The organism is Streptomyces sp. NPDC085596, from assembly GCF_044541565.1.
GTDB lineage: Bacteria > Actinomycetota > Actinomycetes > Streptomycetales > Streptomycetaceae > Streptomyces.
The window spans coordinates 1,156,940-1,175,940 of the sequence record NZ_JBITTC010000001.1 but is presented as its reverse complement, the minus strand read 5'-3'; the positions used below and the strand labels follow the sequence as shown (position 1 = coordinate 1,175,940).

Genomic DNA, 19,001 nt, shown 5'->3' with positions numbered 1-19,001 from the left:
CTTGTGGCGTGATCAGCGCGATAGCTCGCGGGGACGAGACTGTCCCTGCCCTGCGCCCGGACCGCACGGACGACCTCCGTGACCGGGCGGCAGTCGCTGGTCCTCTCGGGCGGGACGGGGGCGCCGCAGCCCCCCGGACACCGGGGACGGCCTCCGGCACGACGGTGCGGAGTGCAGCGTCGCCTCCGACAAGTCTGTCGACAATGGCCGAAATCCCTCCGCCCATCTCACCTCGCGGCATAGCGTCGGAACGGACCGGACACCTCGGGCCGTGGCGTCATGCCGGAGGGGAAGAGACCGTACTTCCTTCTACGTCACGCAACGGCGCGCGACAGGAGCCAGAGGACAATGCAGACCAAGCTGGACGAAGCCAAGGCCGAGCTGCTCGATCGGGCCGCCCGGGTAGCTGAGAACAGCCCGGCCGGGGGGCATCTACCGACCGGGACCACGAGCGAGGGCACCCCCGGCACCCCGGACAGCGAAGCCCTGCTCGCGTTCCTCCAGCGCTACTACCTGCACACCGCACCGGAAGACCTCGCCGACCGCGACCCGGTCGACGTCTTCGGTGCCGCGGTCTCCCACTACCGCCTCGCCGAGACGCGCCCCCAGGGCACGGCCAACGTGCGGGTGCACACCCCCTCCGTGGAGGAGAACGGGTGGACGTGCAGCCACACCGTGGTGGAGGTCGTCACCGACGACATGCCCTTCCTGGTCGACTCGGTGACCAATGAGCTGACCCGCCAGGGACGCGGCATCCACGTCGTGATCCACCCGCAGGTCGTCGTCCGCCGGGACCTGACCGGCAAGCTGATCGAGGTCCTGCCCACCGGTCCGCACGGCGAGCTCCCGCACGACGCGCACGTCGAGTCCTGGATCCATGTCGAGATCGACCGCGAGACCGACCGCGCCGACCTCAAGCAGATCTCCGCCGACCTGCTGCGCGTCCTGTCCGACGCGCGCGAGGCCGTCGAGGACTGGGAGAAGATGCGCGAGGCGGCCGTCCGGATCGCGGACGGCCTGCGGGACGAGCCCCGGCCGGCCGACCTGCCCGCCGCCGAGGTGGACGAGGCCCGCGAGCTGCTGCGCTGGCTCTCCGCCGACCACTTCACCTTCCTCGGCTACCGCGAGTACGAGCTGCGCGGTGACGACTCCCTGAGCGCCAAGGCCGGCACCGGCCTCGGCATACTGCGCTCCGACCCGCACCACTCCGAGGACGACGAGCACCCGGTCAGCCCCTCCTTCGAGCGGCTCCCGGCCGACGCCCGCGCCAAGGCCCGCGAGCACAAGCTGCTGGTGCTGACCAAGGCCAACAGCCGGTCCACCGTGCACCGGCCGTCGTACCTGGACTACATCGGCGTCAAGAAGTTCGACGCGGACGGCAATGTCGTCGGCGAGCGCCGCTTCCTCGGGCTGTTCTCCTCCGCCGCCTACACCGAGTCGGTGCGCCGGGTCCCGGTGATCCGCCGCAAGGTCGCCGAGGTGCTGGAGCGCGCCGGGTTCTCGCCCAACAGCCACGACGGCCGCGACCTGCTCCAGATCCTGGAGACCTACCCGCGCGACGAGCTGTTCCAGACGCCGCCCGCCGAGCTCCAGTCGATCGCCACCAGCGTCCTCTACCTCCAGGAGCGCCGCCGGCTCCGGCTCTACCTGCGCCAGGACGAATACGGCCGCTACTACTCGGCCCTCGTCTACCTGCCGCGCGACCGGTACACCACCGGGGTCCGGCTGCGGATCATCGACATCCTCAAGGAGGAACTGGGCGGCATCAGCGTCGACTTCACCGCCTGGAACACCGAGTCGATCCTGTCCCGGCTGCACTTCGTCGTCCGCGTCCAGCCCGGCACCGAGCTGCCCCAGCTGTCCGACGCCGACAAGGAGCGCATCGAGGCCCGTCTGGTCGAGGCCACCCGCTCCTGGTCCGACGGCTTCGCCGAGGCGCTCAACGCCGAGTGCGGCGAGGAGCGCGCCGCCGAGCTGCTGCGCCGCTACAACAACGCCTTCACCGAGGGCTACAAGGCCGACCACTCCCCGCGCTCCGCCGTCTCCGACCTGGTCCACCTGGAGCGGCTCAGCAACGACAAGGGCAACGACTTCTCGCTCAGCCTGTACGAGCCGGTGGGCGCCGCCCCCGGCGAGCGCCGCTTCAAGATCTACCGCAAGGGCGACGCGGTCTCCCTCTCCGCCGTGCTGCCGGTCCTCAACCGGCTCGGCGTCGAGGTCGTCGACGAGCGCCCCTACGAGCTGCGCCGCACCGACCGCAGCGCCGCCTGGATCTACGACTTCGGCCTGCGTCTGCCCCAGACGGCCGGCGGCGACCACCTCGGCGAGGACGGCCGGGAGCGGTTCCAGGAGGCGTTCGCCGCGACCTGGACCGGCCAGGCGGAGAACGACGGCTTCAACGCCCTCGTGCTGAGCGCCGGTCTGACCTGGCGCCAGGCGACGGTACTGCGCGCCTACGCCAAGTACCTGCGCCAGGCGGGCTCCACCTTCAGCCAGGACTACATGGAGGACACCCTCCGCAACAACGTCCACACCACCCGGCTGCTGGTCTCCCTGTTCGAGGCCCGGATGTCCCCGGACCGGCAGAAGGCCGGCCTGGAGATCACCGACGCCCTGCTGGAGGAGCTGGACGCCGCGCTGGACCAGGTGGCGAGCCTGGACGAGGACCGCATCCTGCGCTCCTTCCTGACCGTCATCAAGGCCACCCTGCGCACCAACTTCTTCCAGGAGGCCCGCGAGGGCGGCCCGCACGCGTACGTGTCGATGAAGTTCGACCCGCAGGCCATCCCGGACCTGCCCGCGCCGCGCCCGGCGTACGAGATCTGGGTGTACTCGCCGCGGGTCGAGGGCGTGCACCTGCGCTTCGGCAAGGTCGCGCGCGGGGGCTTGCGTTGGTCGGACCGGCGCGAGGACTTCCGTACCGAGATCCTCGGCCTGGTCAAGGCGCAGATGGTGAAGAACACCGTCATCGTGCCGGTCGGCGCCAAGGGCGGCTTCGTCGCCAAGCAGCTGCCCGACCCGAGCGTGGACCGCGACGCGTGGCTCGCCGAGGGCATCGAGAGCTACAAGACGTTCATCTCGGCGCTGCTCGACATCACCGACAACATGATCGCGGGCGAGGTCGTCCCGCCGCAGGACGTGGTGCGGCACGACGGCGACGACACCTACCTGGTGGTCGCGGCCGACAAGGGCACGGCGACGTTCTCCGACATCGCCAACGAGGTCGCCCAGTCCTACGACTTCTGGCTCGGGGACGCCTTCGCCTCCGGCGGCAGCGCGGGCTACGACCACAAGGGCATGGGCATCACCGCGCGCGGCGCCTGGGAGTCCGTGAAGCGGCACTTCCGCGAGCTGGACCTGGACACCCAGTCCGAGGACTTCACGGTCGTCGGCATCGGTGACATGTCCGGTGACGTGTTCGGCAACGGCATGCTGCTCTCCGAGCACATCCGTCTGGTCGCCGCCTTCGACCACCGGCACATCTTCATCGACCCGGTCCCGGACGCGGCCACCTCCTACGCCGAGCGCCGCCGCCTGTTCGAGCTGCCCCGCTCCAGCTGGGCCGACTACGACACCTCGCTGCTGTCGGCGGGCGGCGGGATCTTCCCGCGCAGCGCCAAGTCGATCCCGCTCAACAGCCACATCCGCGAGGCGCTGGGCATCGAGGAGAAGATCTCCAAGATGACCCCGGCCGACCTGATGAAGACGATCCTGAAGGCGCCGGTCGACCTGCTGTGGAACGGCGGCATCGGCACCTACGTCAAGTCCTCGGCGGAGAGCGACGCGGACGTCGGTGACAAGGCCAACGACGCCATCCGCGTCGACGGCGCCGACCTGCGCGTCAAGGTCGTCGGCGAGGGCGGCAACCTGGGCCTGACCCAGCTCGGCCGGATCGAGTTCGCGCTCCAGGGCGGCCGGATCAACACCGACGCCATCGACAACAGCGCCGGTGTGGACACCTCCGACCACGAGGTGAACATCAAGATCCTGCTGAACAGCCTGGTCACCGATGGCGACATGACCGTCAAGCAGCGCAACAAGCTGCTGGCGGAGATGACCGACGAGGTCGGCGCGCTCGTCCTGCGCAACAACTACGCGCAGAACACCGCGCTGGCCAACGCGCTCGCCCAGTCCAAGGACATGCTGCACGCGCAGGCCCGGTTCATCCGGCACCTGGTCCGCGAGGGCCACCTCAACCGGGCGCTGGAGTTCCTGCCCACCGACCGCCAGATCCGTGAGCGGCTCGGCCAGGGCCAGGGCCTCACCAGCCCGGAGACCGCGGTGCTGCTGGCGTACACGAAGATCACGGTCGCCGAGGAGCTGCTGCACACCTCGCTGCCGGACGACCCCTACCTGCGCGGTCTGCTGCACGCCTACTTCCCGAGCGCGCTGCGCGAGCGGTTCGCGGAGGTCGTCGACAGCCACCCGCTGCGCCGTGAGATCACCACGACCGTGCTGGTCAACGACACGGTGAACACGGGCGGTACCACGTATCTGCACCGGCTGCGCGAGGAGACCGGCGCCTCGCTGGAGGAGATCGTCCGCGCCCAGACCGCGGCCCGCGCGATCTTCTGCTCCTCCCCGGTGTGGGACGCGGTGGAGGCGCTGGACAACAAGGCCGACGCGGCCGTCCAGACCCGTATCCGGCTGCACTCGCGGCGGCTGGTCGAGCGCGGCACCCGCTGGCTGCTGAACAACCGGCCGCAGCCGCTCCAGCTCGCCGAGACCGTGGAGTTCTACGCGGACCGGGTCGAGCAGGTCTGGCAGCAGATGCCGAAGCTGCTGCGCGGCGCGGACCTGGAGTGGTACCAGCACGTCTACGACGAGCTGACCGACGCCGGTGTCCCGGCCGAACTCGCCACCCGCGTGGCCGGGTTCTCCTCCGCCTTCCCGGCGCTGGACATCGTCTCGGTGGCCGACCGCATGGGCAAGGAGCCGCTGGACGTGGCCGAGGTGTACTACGACCTCGGTGACCGGCTGCACATCACCCAGCTGATGGACCGCATCATCGAGCTGCCCCGCGCGGACCGCTGGCAGTCGATGGCCCGCGCCTCCATCCGCGAGGACCTGTACGCGGCCCACGCCGCCCTCACCGCGGACGTGCTCGCGGCGGGCAACGGCACCTCCACGCCGGAGCAGCGGTTCAAGGCGTGGGAGGAGAAGAACGCGCCCATCCTGAGCCGGGCGCGCGCCACGCTGGAGGAGATCCGGAGCTCGGACGCGTTCGACCTCGCGAACCTGTCGGTGGCGATGCGCACGATGCGGACGCTGCTGCGCACGCACGCGTGATCCCGAGCGGCACCGCCTGAGCCGAGGGCGCCCCGGACCGGAGAACCCGGTCGGGGCGCCCTCGCCGCTTTCCGGGTGATCTGTCCGTTTCGGATAGGGTCTGGCCCGTGACAGCGAACCTCACCGGGTCCCGCGCGGGGCGCGGCCGGCCGTCACTGGTGGCCGCCGCCCTCGCCGCGCTCGTCCTGCTGCTGATGCTGCTGGCCGTCGTCCGGCTGCCCTGGGCCGGTGACCTCGGCATGCACGCGGCGACCGTGCAGCGGCTGCGGCACAGCCTGCTCGACCCCGGCAACCCGCTGGTCGACGCGGACACGCCGAGCCCGTACTACTCGCCGTGGATGCTGGTGCTGGGCTGCGTGGCCCGGCTCACCGGGCTGTCGGTGTTCACGGTGCTGCGGATCGGCGCGCTGGTCGGGCTGGGGCTGCTGTTCAGCGGGGTGTGGCGGTATGTGCGCACGCTCAGCGCGCACCGGGCGGCGCCCGCGCTGGCGATCCTGTGCCTGGTCTTCCTGTGGGGTCCGGACCTGCTCAACTGGAGCGGCTTCCTCGGCCTGAACTCCCTCGCGCTGACGGTGGCGTACCCCAGCGTGTTCGCGCTCGGGCTGTCCTTCCACTTCTGGGCGTGGCTCACGACCGCGCTGCGCACGGAAGGAAGCTGGGCCCGGTGGCTCGGCCTCGGGGCGCTGTGGGCGCTGATCCTGCTGTGCCACCAGTTCACCGGTGTGGTGGCCACCCTCGGCGCGCTCGCCACGGTGCTCGCCGCCCGCCCCGGCCGCCGGGTCCTCCTCGGAGCGGCCGCCGCGCTCGTCTTGGGCGTCGTCCTGCTGGGGCTGTGGCCGTACTACGACTTCTTCGCGCTGTTCTCCGCCGGTACCGGGCTTGAGGCGATCCACCGCTCGCTCTACTCCGACCTGCTCGGCCGGTTCGGGCTGGCGCTGCTCGGCGTGGTCGCGCTGGCGCTGCGCTGGCGGCGCGACCACCGCGACCCGCTGGTGCTGTTCTTCGCCCTGGGCGCGCTGCTGTTCGCGGCCGGCGGCCTCACCGGGCACTACTCCTGGGGCCGCGCCCTGCCCGCCGCGCTGATCCCGGCCCAGCTCGCGGCCGCGCTGGAGACCGTGTCGGCCGGACGGCGGGCGGTCCGGCTCGGCTGGGCCTGTGTGCTGGCGGCCGCCCTGGCCGTAGGCGCCTGGGGCCAGGCGGGCATGCTCGGCTACGTCCTCCCGCGCGACGCGCTGCCCGCCCCGCTCGCCGCCAAGTACCGCCCGCCGTGGGCCGGTTACCACTGGATCACGCCCTGGGTCGGCTACGGGGACGTGGTGATGGCCCGTACGGTGCCCTCCCGGCAGATCCCGGCGTACGGGCCGTACACCGTGGCGCCCGGCTACCCGGACGTGTTCCTGCCGGACCAGGGCGGCCGGGACGCGGCGGTGGAGCGGTACTTCGCGGCGGACACCTCCTCCGACGCCCGGCGGGCCATAGCGCGCCGGTACGGGGTGCGCTGGGTGATCGGCCCGGCCGCCGACGCCGAGCCGTGGCTGCGCCCGGTGACGTCCGGTCCGGCCGGACAGGTGCTCTACGAGGTGCGCGGCTGAGCGGGGTTCACTTCAGCGCGCTCGTCACCAGCCGGAACGCGTTGCGCAGCCGGGGCCGGTCCACCTTGCGCACCACCGGCCGCAGTACCCGGGCCGTGATCCCCACCGGCTGCCAGCGGATCTGGAGCCGGCCGGGGTTGCGGCCCTCGGGCTCGACCGTGAGCCGGTGCGAGACGGCGCCCGAGGGGTGGTCCACCCGTGCGGTCAGGGCCGGGAAGAACAGCGGGGCCAGCAGCAGCCCGGAGTGGGCGAGACCCTGCTGCTGGAGCCGGACCTGCGGATGCCGTACCCCGTCGAAGCCCTGGAGGGGGAGCCTGGCCCGGGTCAGGTCCAGGTGGACGCGGCCCTCGAAGACGCCGGGCCGTACCGGGTCCAGCCGGAACGGCACCGTGAGCCGCCGGCGGCCCGGGGAGAGCAGCAGCGCGGCCCGCTGCGGGCCCACCGGGAGCCGCAGTCCCGGGTCGTAGGTGCGCACCGTCAGGGTCAGCGCGGCGCCCGGGCCGGCCCGCAGATCGGTGATCTCGTGCCGGAAGTAGGCGGTGGAGAAGGGGCGGGTCTCCAGCTCCAGGTCGGCCAGGTCCAGTTCGCGGCGCCCCCGCTCGGTGGCGGGCACCGTGTCGCCCCAGTAGGCCGCGCCGGAGCCGTCGGCGGTGACCTCGCGGGGCGCCACCGGGTGGCCCAGGCCGCGGGCGGCGAGCCGGAGCCCGTCGAGGTCGCCCTCGCGCAGCAGCTCCAGCACCACCCGCTCCGGGCGGGGCAGCCGGGCGTAGGCGCCCTCGGCGAGGGTGTCGAGGTAGGGGTTCATGATCTCGGCGAACTCGGCCAGCCAGGTGTCGTCCCGGTAGGGCAGGTCGCCCGCGTACATCCGGAAGTCGTGCTTGAGGAACTTGAAGTCCTTGTCCTCCCGCAGCTCCGCCTGCCCGCTCTCCACCAGGAAGGCGTCGATGAGGCGCTGCACGTGCACCCGGTCGGCGACGTTGGAGATCTTGTGCCGCTGGTTGGAGATGGAGGCGCTGGACGCGGCCGCGTACGGCTCGATGTACCAGGTGTAGACCGGGTCCGGGATGATCGTGAACGCCCGCGCGAGACCGTACGCCTGTGCCGAGAAGAGCTGGTCCTCGTAGTGGATGCCCTCGGGGAAGCGCAGGTGGTGGCGGTCGAGGAAGGCGCGGGCGTACATCTTGCTGGTCGACAGGTGCTCGAAGAGCAGCCGGGGGTCGGCCGCGACGCCCTGAAGCGTGCGGCGCTCGCGGACCAGGTGCGGCATCCAGGTGGTGCGGCGGCCGTTGTCCACCCGGACCCGGCGCACCGCGCCCATGGTGAAGTCGACCTCGCGCTCGCGGTGCGCGGCCAGCAGCAGTTCCACGGCGCGCGGCGGGAGTTCGTCGTCGCTGTCGAGGAACATCAGGTACGGGGCGCGGGCGATGTCGATGGCCCGGTTGCGCGGGGCGCTGCACCCGCCGCTGTTCTCCGGCAGCCGCAGGCAGCGCACCCGGCTGTCCTCGGCGGCCAGCCGCCGGGCCACCTCGGGGGTGTCGTCGGTGGAGTGGTCGTCGCTGATGACGATCTCGATGTTCTCGTGGGTCTGCGCGCGCACGGAGGCGACCGCGCGGGGCAGCCGGGCCGCGTCGTTGTAGACGATGACGGTGACCGTGACGTCGGGGGTCGTCATCCTTGGAGCTCCTCGGGCGTCGGGGCGGGGATACGTTCCTCCAGCGGAAGCACGGGCGGCAGCGCCTCCTCGGGTTCGCCGAGGAACACCCGCCGCACGACCCGTTCGGCGGCCCGGCCGTCGTCGAACTCGCAGAAGCGGCGCCGGAACGCGGTCCGCGCCTTCGTCGCGGTCTCGTCCCGCCAGGCGCCCGAGGTGAGGATCTCGGTCAGCTCCTCCTGGGTGCGGGCGACCCGCCCGGGGGCCTCGGCCATCAGGTCGAAGTAGACGCCGCGCGTGGTGCGGTAGGTCTCCCAGTCGTCGGCGTGCACGACGATCGGGCGGTCCAGGTTGGCGTAGTCGAACATGATCGACGAGTAGTCCGTGACCAGCACGTCGGCGGCCAGGCAGAGTTCCTCGACCGGGTCGTAGGCGGAGACGTCGATGAGGCGGCCGGAGCGGCGCAGGCCGGTCAGCGGGGAGGCGGCGCCACCGCCGTAGAAGTAGTGGGCGCGCACCAGCAGCACCGTGTCCTCGCCCAGCCGGTCGGCGAGGGTGGCGAGGTCCAGACGCGGGGTGAACCCGGCCTCGTAGTCGCGGTGGGTCGGGGCGTAGAGGACGGCGGTGCGGCCGGGGGCGATGCCGAGGCGCTCGCGGGCGGCGCGGACGTCGGCGGCCGTGGCGGTGTAGAAGACGTCGTTGCGCGGATAGCCGTGGTCCAGGGAGGTGTAGCGGGCCGGGTAGGCGCGCTCCCACATACGGGTGGTGTGGCTGTTGGCGCTGACGCTGTAGTCCCACTTGTCGATCCGGGACAGCAGCGCGGCGAAGTCCAGCCCCTGTGCGGCGGCCGGGTGCTCCCGCTGGTCCAGGCCCATGCGCTTGAGCGGGGTGCCGTGGTGGGTCTGGAGGTGGACGGCGCCGGGGCGCTTGACCACCGCGTTGGGGAAGTTGACGTTGTTGACCAGGTACTTGGCGGTGGCCAGCGTCTCCCAGTAGCGGCGGGTACCGGGGATCACGTGGTCGGTGCCGTGCGGCAGCAGGGCCGCGTTCTCCCTGTTCACCACCCACACCGGGTGGATGTGCGGGGCGAGTTCGGCGAGCTTGGCGGCGATGGCGGCCGGATTGCAGGCGACGCCCCGGTCCCAGTAGGCCGCGAACACGGCCAGGTCCGGGTCGAGCGGGCGGGTGAGCGCCCTGCGGTACTGCTGCTCGCGCAGCCGCACCCCGAGCCGGCGCTTACGGGCGCGGACCGCCTTCCGGGCCGAGCGCCGGGTGCGGTTGGCGGTCTGCAGCGCCCGGTACCGGGTGTACGCGCCCTCCTCCAGCAGGGCGTGCCGTACGCCCTCCAGGCCCGCCGGGCGCTGATGGCCCTCGGGGCGCCAGCGGACGGCGGCGGCGGAGGCGCGGCGGAAGAACTCGCGGGCCACCGGCTCGGGCAGGTCCTCGCGGGCGAAGACCCGCACCAGGTCGCGCACCATCAGCCCGTACAGCACGGTACGCACCGCGCGGCGGCCCTCGGTGAGCGCGAGCAGCCGCTCGTAGCGGTCGATGAGGGCGTAGCGGTCCTCCGGGGTGCGCGGGGGCAGGCTCTCCGGGCGCAGTCTGCGGTCGTCGTACGCCGTCTGGTCGAGGCAGGCCACGCGGTCGGCGCGCAGCAGGGCGGCCTGGGCGGTGAAGTTCTCGTCGTCGCCGGCGAACTCCTCCTCGTGCGCCCGCCAGAACGCGGCGCGCAGCGCGCGGGTGCCGAGCAGCGGGGTGAGGCGGAGCAGGTTCGGGGAGTCGTCCAGGGTGACGTCGGCGCGGCCCGCCCCGGCGAGCAGGCGGCCGTCGCGGGAGGGGACGGCGGTGGTGCGCCAGGTGGTGGTGACGTGGTCCAGCAGGACGACGTCGGCGCGCTCGTCCAGTTCGGCGGTGCGCTCGGCGAGTAGCCGGGGGGCTCCTGCGGGCAGGCCGTCCTTGGCGTGCACGAAGTGCAGCCAGCGGCCGGAGGCCCGCGCGGCCCCCGCAGAGCGGGCCGCCGCGTCCCCGGTGCCCTCGGGCAGCGGCACGGTGACCGTCTCCGGGGCGTGGCCCTCGGCCGTCTCCCGTGCCCAGTCACCGACCGCCGCGACGATCACCTCGGTGTCCGGGAGCGGATGGGCGTCCAGGGAGTCGAGCAGTTCGGTCAGATGCCCCTGGGTGTTGGGTCCGTAGACGATGACGCTGAGTTGGGGCATCTGAAGGGGCTCCTTCGGCTCGTCGTCCCGGCGGTCACCTTTCATAACATACTGTCATTACACGACTGAAAGGGATATCCACGCGTGAAGTGGAAGCCCCTTGCCTACTTCTTCTTCGCCTTGTCGCCCGTGAACGCCTCGTACTCCTTCAGCACGTCCTCGGTGGCGCCGTCCATGCGCAGCTCGCCGCGCTCCAGCCACAGCACCCGCTCGCAGGTGTCGCGGATGGAGTTGTTGTTGTGGCTGACCAGGAAGACGGTGCCCGCGTGCTTGCGCAGCTCGCGGATGCGGGCCTCGGAGCGCTTCTGGAAGGAGCGGTCGCCGGTCGCCAGCGCCTCGTCGATCAGCAGCACGTCGTGGTCCTTGGCGGCGGCGATGGAGAAGCGGAGCCGGGCCGCCATGCCCGAGGAGTACGTGCGCATCGGCAGGGTGATGAAGTCGCCCTTCTCGTTGATGCCGGAGAAGTCGACGATGTCCTGGTAGCGCTCCTTGACCTGCTCGCGGGACATCCCCATGGCGAGACCGCCGAGGTGGACGTTGCGCTCGCCGGTCAGGTCGCTCATCAGGGCCGCGTTCACGCCCAGCAGGGAGGGCTGGCCGTCGGTGTAGATGTGGCCGTTCTCCACCGGGAGCAGTCCGGCCACCGCCTTGAGCAGGGTGGACTTGCCGGAGCCGTTGGTGCCGATCAGGCCGATGGCCTCGCCGCGGTGGGCGACGAAGGACACCTTCTTCACGGCGTGCACCCGGCGCACCCCGGCCGCCTTCTCCGCCTTGCCGCGGCGCATGATGCGGTTGAGGGCGGCGGTGGCCGAGCCCCGGCCCGCGCCGGTGCCGTTGACCCGGTAGACGATGTCGACGCGGTCGGCGACGACGGTGGGGACCTGCTCGGCGCCGGTGTCGCGCGGGGTCCGAACGGGGGAGATGGTCTGCTCAGCCACGGCCGTAGGTCTCCTCAGCCTTCCAGAAGTAGATGAAGCCGCCGATCCCGGTGGCGACGGCCCAGCCGGCCGCCGCGAGCCACACGTGCGGGGGCAGCTTGTCGGCGCCGAAGCTGTCGATCAGCGCGAACCGCATGAGGTCGATGTACAGCGCGGCCGGGTTGTACTCCAGCAGGACCGAGAGCACCCGCGGCTGGTCCTTGGTGTGCTGGTCGATGCTCCACATCACGCCGGACACGTACATCCACGTGCGCAGCAGGAACGGCATCAGCTGGGCGATGTCCGGGGTCTTGGCGCCCATCCGGGCCAGCACCATCGACAGGCCCGCGTTGAACACGAACTGGAGGAACAGCGCGGGCAGCGCCAGCAGCCAGGACGCGGAGACCGGCACGCCCACGCAGAGGATGATGCCGACCAGCGCGAGCATCGAGAACAGCAGCTGCTGCAGCTGCTGGAGGCAGAACGAGATGGGCAGCGCGGCGCGCGGGAAGTGCAGTGCCCGCACCAGTCCGAGGTTGCCGGAGATGGCCCGGGTGCCCGCCATGATCGAGCTCTGCGTGAACGTCCACACGAACACGCCCGTCACCAGGAACGGGACGAAGTCGGTGACACCGCGCTTGGTGCCCAGCAGCACGCCGAAGATGAAGTAGTAGACCGCCGCGTTCAGCAGCGGGGTCATCACCTGCCAGAGCTGGCCGAGCTTCGCCTGGCTGTACTGGGCGGTCAGCTTGGCGGTGGCGAAGGCGGTGATGAAGTGCCGCCGGTCCCACAGCTGCCGGACGTACGCCGGTACGGAGGGGCGGGCGCCGCTGACGGTCAGGCCGTGCCGGGCGGCCAGCGCCGCGAGGTCGCCGTCGGCCGGGGCCTTCATCGGGGGCGGTGCGTCGAGGACCTGGCTCACATCCGCTGCTTTCGGTCGGAGGGTGGGGGAAGCGCGGTCCGGCCGATGCCCGCCGTTTCCGCACGCTTCCCCGTGCGTTCACTCACGTCGGGACGGGACCGTATCGTCGCAACGGGAGAGTAGGCCCATCCGGCGACGGAACGCAACCGTTGCGTCGTCCCGCCCTATGCTGGTGCGCATGACGACCAACGCCGACGAACCCCCGGCGCGCCCGCGTCGGGCCCCGGCCGGGGCCGCCGTGCTCCGGGAGGACGTGACCGAGGCCATCCGCGCGGCCGTCTTCGAGGAACTGGCCGCCGTGGGGTACGCGCGGATGTCCATCGAAGGCATCGCGCGGCGGGCCGGCGTCGGCAAGACGGCGGTGTACCGGCGGTGGCGCTCCAAGCTGAACCTGGTGCTGGACGTCGTCTCCGCGATGGCGGTCCTCGGCCTGCCGGTCCCGGACACCGGCTCCCTGGAGGGCGACCTCCGGCTGCTGTACGAGGTGATGTCGCGCGCCCTGCGCCACCCGGTCGCCTCGCAGATCATCCCCGACCTCCAGGCGGAGGCCGCCCGCAACCCGGAGATGGCCGAGACCCTCCAGAAGGCCGTGCGCGACGGGCAGGACGGGGTCGCGTCCAGGATCGTGGCGGCGGCGCAAGAGCGGGGCGAGGTGAGCGCGGACCTCGACCTGGACCTCGCCCTCGACCTGATCTCCGGTCCCCTCTACTGGCGCGCGGTGATCATCCGCAGCCCGAAGCTCCCCAAGGGCTACCTGGCGAACCTGGCGAAGGCCACGGCGGCCGCCCTGAAGGCGCTGTAAAGCCTCAGCTCAGCAGCCGGCGCAGTCGCCCCCGCGCCACCCGGGCCGCCCCCGCCGGTCCCGTTGCCACGCGCAGGGACAGGGCGCCGGAGTGGGTGGCGTAGGGGTGGGCCAGCAGAACGAGGTGGCGGGAGCTGGGGAGGGCCCGTCTGCGCAGGTGGGGGCTGTCCGTGCGGGCGTGGGCCGTGATGTCCCGCCGGGCGCCGTCCTTGAAGTGGACGGTGAGGAACAGGTCCCAGACACCCGGGCCCAGCGCGTTCAGGTCGACGGCCGCCTCGGCGGTCCAGGTGCCGGGGGACGCGGGGACCAGGGGCACGGTGATGCGCCGGACCGGGCGGCCGGTCCCGCGGTCGTGCCACTGGGCCGTCACCGCCAGCGGGCCGGCCTCGGCGAGGCGGCCGTACAGCTCGTGCAGGCGCAGCCGGAGCCGGGAGACGCGGGCGTGGGGGAGCAGTTCGGCGTCCATGGCGCAGGGCAGCGCCTCGGTGGGGCAGGTCAGCAGCGGGGTCAGGGCCACGCCGGGATGCGCGTCCGACCAGACGGGGGTGCCCTCGGGAGTGCGGGCGTAGGGGGGCAGCAGGCGGGCCGGGCGGGCGGCCAGCTCGCGCAGCCGGGGCAGGTCGCGCGGCTCGGGCGACTCCAGCACGAACCGGCCCAGCAGCGTGCCGGGCGCGGCGGGGTCCCGCTCCCAGTCCCCGGCGTCGTACCCGGCGAGGTACTCACGGGTGTGCGCCCACCAGGCGCGCCGGTACTCCGCGTCCCGCAGGCCCAGCTCGCGCAGGTACATACGCAGTTCATGGTCGAGGAACTTCGCCCTGGCCGCCCGCGCCAGCTCCGCCTCACCGGCGCCGAGCAGGATCTCGTACGCCTGCGCGCACGCCCGGGTGCGGGAGTGCCAGTTGTCGACGCGCTCCCGGTCCAGCGAGAGCGACAGCTGCTCGGCGGCCCGGCGCACGTGCCACAGGTAGACGCGGTCCGGGACGAGCGCGAGGCGCGGGGCGGCGGCCAGGACGCGGGCGGTGAAGACGAAGTCCTCGTAGAGGAAGCGGCCTTCAGGGAAGCGGATGCCATGAGCCCGGAGAAAGTCGGTGCGGTACAGCTTGTTGACGCACAGGGTGTCGTGGACGAGGTGCGTGCGGTCGGCGGGGTGCTCGATCAGCGCCTCTCGCGCGTACAGGGACGGCTGCCAGGGGTGTTCGCGGCCCGAGGGCAGCTCCCGGCGCACGCACAGCCCGGCCGCCACCTCGGCGCCCGTCTCCGTCGCCGCCCGCAGCAGCGCGTCCACCGCGCCGGGCGGCAGCAGGTCGTCGCTGTCCAGGAACATGACGTACGGCAGGGTCACCGCGTCGATGCCGGTGTTGCGCGGGGTGCCGCAGCCGCCGCTGTTGACGGCGTGGCGGATCACCCGCAGCCGGGGCTCGGTGGCCGCGAGCCGGTCAAGGAGGGCGGCGCTGCCGTCCGTGGAGCAGTCGTCCACGGCGATCACCTCGCCCACGACGGGGCCCTGGTCCAGCGCCGAGCGCACGGCGTCGGTCACATGGGCGGCGTCGTCGTAGCCGATGACGACGACGGAGACCTGGGGCGGGACTTCAGGCATGGGGTCCATGGTCGGTGGCGGGCCGTCAGGAACGGGTCAAGGCGTGGTCCTGGACCCGGCCGGCGTCCGGGAGGGCGCGGGTCGCGGGCACCCTGGCCGGGGACCGGGTGGACCGCCACAGCCGGACGAAGGACAGCACGGCGGCGGCCAGCAGCAGCCCGTTGCGGGCCAGGGTGAGCAGGCAGCCCGGCCAGGTCCCGGCGATGACCTCGCCGTAGGCCATCGGGAAGATCACGGTGCTCAGCCCGGTCGAGACGAGGATCAGCACGGCCACCGGGCGCTGGCCGGTGTGCCGCGAGGTCAGGCAGACGGCGGCCAGCCCCAGCAGCCAGATCAGGTACTGCGGGCTGATGACCCGGCTGGTGACGGTGAACAGCAGCACCGCGGTGAGCGCCGCGTCGTACGGCGTCGCCGGGGAGAAGTGCCGGGCCCGCAGCCGCCACACCACCAGCAGCGCGAACGCGACCGCCGTCAGCGCGAGCGAGGCGGTGGCGACCGTGTGCACCTGCGGGCCGACCAGCTCCATGGAGCCGTACTGGTAGCGGACCCGCCCCGGCCAGCCCGCGTGCCGGGCCAGGTTGAGCGCCGTGCCGCCGAGCGACTCGATCTGCACACCCCGGCCGCCCTGTTCCCGCAGGAAGCCGAACGGGTTGGCGAACAGCAGCGCCAGCACCGTCAGGGACGCGCATCCGGCCGCCGTCGCCCACGACCACGCCGAGCGTGTCGCCCGTCCGCGTGACACGCCGAGCAGCACCAGCGCGGGCCACACCTTCACCACCGCGCCCAGCGCCCCGAACACCCCAGCCGCGCGCGGTGACCGGCCGAGCGCCAGCAGGGCGGCGACCCCGAGCGCGGTGACCTGGACGTCGTAGCGGGCCAGCGGCAGATGCAGCAGCAGCGGCAGGCCGCCCACCCACAGCGCGGCCCCGCGCAGACTGCGCCCGGTGCGCCGCCCGGCGAAGGCCAGCGCGACCGCGACGGCCGCGTCCGCCACCAGCGTCAGCAGCACGAACGCTTCGAAGTACGACAGCCCCGGCAGCAGCCCCGGCGCCAGCAGCACCAGCCCCGCGCCCGGCGGGTACTGCCACAGCGTGTCGTGCGCCGGGAACGTGCCGTGCGAGAGGACGCCGTACCAGTGGAAGTACAGCCGCCACACCTCGCGCGACACCGAGCCGCCGCCCAGCACGTGCGCCGAGCCGAAGGCGAGGAGCCCCAGCATCAGCGCGCGGGTGGCCAGCCAGCCGGCGACGAGGGCGAGGACCGGACCGGAGGTGACACGGAGACGGTTCATCGCGTGGGAGCCTAATCCGCGCGGATGGTGTATCCATGCTGATACGCCGTCAATGATCGGAAAAGACTGGCTAATCGCGAAAGATCGGGCCGTGGTGAACGTCGGGCCTCTGGTGGAAGCGCAGTCGCCCGGGGCGGCTGGAACAACGGCGGTCGTGCCGGGCGGCGCGGGCGCGGAGCGGACCGGGCGGGTGCCCTGGCGCGTGAGGTGGGGCGCGCCCGTGTGCCTGCCCGCGCTGGTGATGCTCGCGCTCGGGCTGTGGGGGGTGGACCGGGGCGGAATATGGCGCGACGAGGCCGTCACCTTCCAGGTCGCCCGCCGCTCGGTGCCGCAGATCTGGCAGCTCCTGCACGGCGTCGACGCGGTGCACGGCCTGTACTACCTGCTGATGCACGCCGTCCTCGCGGTTCACCCGGACGAGGTAGTGCTCCGGCTGCCCTCGGTGTGCGCGGCGGCCGTCACCGCGGCCCTCGTCGGCGAGCTGGGCGTCCGCCTCGCCGGTCCGCGGGTCGGCCTGTGGGCCGGACTGCTGTACGCCGTCTCACCGATGGCCGGCCACTACGCCCAGGAGGGCCGCTCGTACGCGCTCGTCGCCGCGGGCGCCACCGGCGCGACCCTGCTCTTCGTACGAGGCGTGCGCACCGGCGCCTGGCGGGCCTACGGCGCCGTCCTCGCGGTCACGTGCTGGCTGCACGAGTTCGCCGTGCTGCTGCTCCTCGCCCACGCGGCCAGCCTCGCGCTCGCCCGTGTCGGCGCGCGAGTCTGGCGGGGCTGGGGGAGCGCGGCCGGGGTCGTGGCGCTCGCGCTGCTGCCGATGATCCTGGTCTCGCACGCCCAGTCCGCCCAGCTGGCCTGGCTGCGCCCGCCGACCTGGGCCACCGCACAGGGCCTGCTGCGCTGGTTCCTCGGACCGGGCGACGGCGTGTACTGGACCTGCCTCGCGCTCGCGGTACTGGGCCTGGCCGGACTGGCGGCGCCACCGGGGCGGCTGACCTGCGCGCGGGTGGGCCTGCCGCTCGCCGTGGTGCCGCCCGCCGCCCTGATGCTGGCCTCCCAGCTCTCCCCGCTCTACGTCGACCGCTACGTCCTCTACGCCCTCTCCGGCGCCCCCCTGCTGGTCGCCGCCGGGGCCGACACGGTGGCGCGGGCCGGTGCCCGGCTGCGGCTGCGGGTGCCCCGGCCGCCGGTGCTCGCCCTGACCGGGGCCGCGCTCGCCGCGCTGGCGCTCTGCCTCCAGCTCCCGCTGATGAGCGACGACCGCGATCCGGCCCACCGCCCGGACGACCTGGCCGCCGTGGCACGGGTCGCGGCGCGCGAGGTGCGGCCCGGCGAGCCGGTGCTGTTCCTGCCGGCCCAGGCCCGCAACGCCGCCCTCACCTACCCGAGCGCCTTCGCCGGCGTACGCGATGTGGCCCTCGTCGAGCCGGGCCCCGAGGCCGGGACGCTGTACGGGCGGGAGGCCGACGCGGCGGGACTGCGGCGGCGGCTGGCCGGGCTGAACCGGGTGTGGGTGGTGGCCGACCGGGATCTGCTGGCCGGCCGCTGGAGCCCGAGCGGCCCCGCCGAGCGGGCCAAGATGACCGTACTGGCCCAGGAGTTCATGCCCGCCGAGGAGTCGGCCGACGGATACGCGGGCGTACGGCTCTACGTCCGCCGGGTCGCCCTCAGTGCTCTTCCGGGCCTTGTTCCAGTTCCCGGACCGCCGCGTCCAGCGCCCCGGTGAGCCGGTCGAGGCGCTCGCGCAGCTCGCCGATCTCGGCCGGGTCCGCGCCGGTCGCGGCCGCGATGCGCCGGGGCACCTCCAGCGCCCGTTCGCGCAAGCTCACGCCCTCGCCGGTGAGCGTCACCCGTACCGAACGCTCGTCGCTCGCGCTGCGCTCCCGGCGCACCAGACCGGCGCTCTCCAGCCGCTTGAGCAGGGGGGACAGCGTGCCGGAGTCGAGCCGCAGATGCTCGCCGAGCTGCTTCACCGGCATGCCGCCGCGCTCCCAGAGCACCAGCATCACCAAGTACTGCGGATAGGTGAGCCCGAGGTCCTTGAGCAGCACGCGGTAGACGCCGTTGAAGGCGCGGGAGGCGGCGTTCAGGGAGAAGCAGATCTGCCGGTCCAGGCGGAGCCAGTCCGGTTCGGCGGCGAGGTCGGTGGCGGGATCGGCCGACGGGGTGGGCGAGGCGCTCATGACACCCAGGATAGCCAGACGGCCGCGATTTGGTTGTGCGCAATTTAGTTGTGTGCTCTACTCGGGATCGAGGGCGGCGGTCCTCCCCGGTCCGCCGCCACCGACTTCCCGAGAGGACCGGTCTCCCCATGGACGCGCTCTACACCGCCGTCGCCACCGCCACCCACGGCCGCGAGGGCCGCGCCGTCTCCTCCGACGGCCGCATCGACCTTCCCCTCGCCATGCCCGTGGAGCTGGGCGGCGACGGCCAGGGCAGCAACCCCGAGCAGCTCTTCGCCGCCGGCTACGCCGCCTGCTTCGGCAGCGCCCTCGGTCTGGTCGGCCGCCAGGCCAAGGTGGACGTCTCCGACGCCGCCGTCACCGCCGAGGTCGGCATCGGCAAGGAGGGCGAGGGCTTCGGCCTCAAGGTGACGCTGCGCGTCGAGCTGCCCGACACCGTGGACGAGGAGACCGGCCGCAAGCTGGTCGAGACCGCCCACCAGGTCTGCCCGTACTCCAACGCCACCCGCGGCAACGTCGAGGTCACCCTCGTCGTCGAGTGACC

The 19,001-nt window shown here is 72.8% G+C and carries 12 protein-coding genes; 5 read left to right on the top strand and 7 right to left on the bottom strand.

All coding sequences use genetic code 11. From position 1 onward, the window contains the following. Positions 1-348 precede the first annotated feature (348 nt). Together ACIGA3_RS05330 and ACIGA3_RS05325 are read left to right on the top strand one after the other, a co-directional pair. A complete protein-coding gene (locus ACIGA3_RS05330; RefSeq protein WP_399710703.1) occupies positions 349-5,289 on the top strand; it encodes an NAD-glutamate dehydrogenase in 4,941 nt (1,646 codons plus the stop codon). A 194-nt stretch (positions 5,290-5,483) separates the two neighbouring features. After that, on the top strand, positions 5,484-6,881 hold the full coding sequence (locus ACIGA3_RS05325; protein ID WP_399710816.1) for a hypothetical protein: 1,398 nt from the start codon (positions 5,484-5,486) through the stop codon (positions 6,879-6,881). 7 nt (positions 6,882-6,888) lie between these two features. On the opposite strand, the gene ACIGA3_RS05320 is transcribed toward ACIGA3_RS05325, so the two are convergent. The 4 genes from ACIGA3_RS05320 to ACIGA3_RS05305 all read right to left on the bottom strand — a co-directional run bounded on the left by ACIGA3_RS05320 (position 6,889) and on the right by ACIGA3_RS05305 (position 12,587). Beyond that, complete coding sequence (locus ACIGA3_RS05320) at positions 6,889-8,553, bottom strand: glycosyltransferase family 2 protein (RefSeq protein ID WP_399710701.1); 1,665 nt, start codon at positions 8,551-8,553, stop codon at positions 6,889-6,891. Beyond that, on the bottom strand, positions 8,550-10,748 hold the full coding sequence (locus ACIGA3_RS05315; RefSeq protein WP_399710700.1) for a CDP-glycerol glycerophosphotransferase family protein: 2,199 nt from the start codon (positions 10,746-10,748) through the stop codon (positions 8,550-8,552). Before ACIGA3_RS05315 ends, ACIGA3_RS05320 begins: the two co-directional genes overlap by 4 nt. Positions 10,749-10,852: 104 nt before the next feature. Continuing rightward, positions 10,853-11,686, bottom strand: a complete 834-nt coding sequence (locus tag ACIGA3_RS05310) for an ABC transporter ATP-binding protein (protein ID WP_399710698.1) — start codon at positions 11,684-11,686, stop codon at positions 10,853-10,855. Then, complete coding sequence (locus ACIGA3_RS05305) at positions 11,679-12,587, bottom strand: ABC transporter permease (protein ID WP_399710697.1); 909 nt, start codon at positions 12,585-12,587, stop codon at positions 11,679-11,681. The genes ACIGA3_RS05310 and ACIGA3_RS05305 overlap by 8 nt, the downstream gene beginning before the upstream one ends. Before the next feature lie 178 nt (positions 12,588-12,765). On the opposite strand from ACIGA3_RS05305, the gene ACIGA3_RS05300 reads away from it, so the two are divergent. Continuing rightward, positions 12,766-13,389 carry a TetR/AcrR family transcriptional regulator gene (locus tag ACIGA3_RS05300; RefSeq protein ID WP_399710695.1) on the top strand — a complete coding sequence of 208 codons (624 nt, stop codon included), beginning with the start codon at positions 12,766-12,768 and terminating at the stop codon, positions 13,387-13,389. Between the two features lie 4 nt (positions 13,390-13,393). On the opposite strand, the gene ACIGA3_RS05295 is transcribed toward ACIGA3_RS05300, so the two are convergent. Together ACIGA3_RS05295 and ACIGA3_RS05290 are read right to left on the bottom strand one after the other, a co-directional pair. Beyond that, positions 13,394-14,986 (bottom strand): glycosyltransferase, encoded by a 1,593-nt coding sequence (locus tag ACIGA3_RS05295; RefSeq protein WP_399710693.1) that lies wholly within the window; start codon positions 14,984-14,986, stop codon positions 13,394-13,396. Positions 14,987-15,011: 25 nt separating this feature from the next. Next, the gene (locus ACIGA3_RS05290; RefSeq protein ID WP_399710691.1) at positions 15,012-16,277 is read right to left on the bottom strand and encodes a glycosyltransferase 87 family protein; all 1,266 of its coding nucleotides are present in this window, start codon (positions 16,275-16,277) and stop codon (positions 15,012-15,014) included. Between the two features lie 91 nt (positions 16,278-16,368). Between ACIGA3_RS05290 and ACIGA3_RS05285 the strand changes: the two genes are divergently transcribed. Then, positions 16,369-18,000, top strand: a complete 1,632-nt coding sequence (locus tag ACIGA3_RS05285; protein WP_399710689.1) for a hypothetical protein — start codon at positions 16,369-16,371, stop codon at positions 17,998-18,000. On the opposite strand, the gene ACIGA3_RS05280 is transcribed toward ACIGA3_RS05285, so the two are convergent. Beyond that, positions 17,942-18,457, bottom strand: coding sequence for a MarR family winged helix-turn-helix transcriptional regulator (locus tag ACIGA3_RS05280; protein WP_399710687.1), 516 nt, complete (start codon positions 18,455-18,457; stop codon positions 17,942-17,944). The genes ACIGA3_RS05285 and ACIGA3_RS05280 overlap by 59 nt on opposite strands. A 128-nt stretch (positions 18,458-18,585) precedes the next feature. Here ACIGA3_RS05280 and ACIGA3_RS05275 point away from each other — a divergent pair, with 128 nt between their 5' ends. Continuing rightward, on the top strand, positions 18,586-18,999 hold the full coding sequence (locus tag ACIGA3_RS05275) for an organic hydroperoxide resistance protein (protein ID WP_135793587.1): 414 nt from the start codon (positions 18,586-18,588) through the stop codon (positions 18,997-18,999). The last annotated feature ends 2 nt before the right edge of the window (positions 19,000-19,001 follow it).

Excerpts from the sequence above, each read along its gene's own strand:
- ACIGA3_RS05330 (WP_399710703.1), top strand. The coding sequence starts at position 349 with ATGCAGACCAAGCTGGACGAAGCCAAGGCCGAGCTGCTCGATCGGGCC.
- ACIGA3_RS05325 (WP_399710816.1), top strand. The coding sequence starts at position 5,484 with ATGCTGCTGGCCGTCGTCCGGCTGCCCTGGGCCGGTGACCTCGGCATG.
- ACIGA3_RS05320 (WP_399710701.1), bottom strand. The coding sequence starts at position 8,553 with ATGACGACCCCCGACGTCACGGTCACCGTCATCGTCTACAACGACGCG.
- ACIGA3_RS05315 (WP_399710700.1), bottom strand. The coding sequence starts at position 10,748 with ATGCCCCAACTCAGCGTCATCGTCTACGGACCCAACACCCAGGGGCAT.
- ACIGA3_RS05300 (WP_399710695.1), top strand. The coding sequence starts at position 12,766 with ATGACGACCAACGCCGACGAACCCCCGGCGCGCCCGCGTCGGGCCCCG.
- ACIGA3_RS05295 (WP_399710693.1), bottom strand. The coding sequence starts at position 14,986 with ATGCCTGAAGTCCCGCCCCAGGTCTCCGTCGTCGTCATCGGCTACGAC.
- ACIGA3_RS05290 (WP_399710691.1), bottom strand. The coding sequence starts at position 16,277 with ATGAACCGTCTCCGTGTCACCTCCGGTCCGGTCCTCGCCCTCGTCGCC.
- ACIGA3_RS05280 (WP_399710687.1), bottom strand. The coding sequence starts at position 18,457 with ATGAGCGCCTCGCCCACCCCGTCGGCCGATCCCGCCACCGACCTCGCC.
- ACIGA3_RS05275 (WP_135793587.1), top strand. The coding sequence starts at position 18,586 with ATGGACGCGCTCTACACCGCCGTCGCCACCGCCACCCACGGCCGCGAG.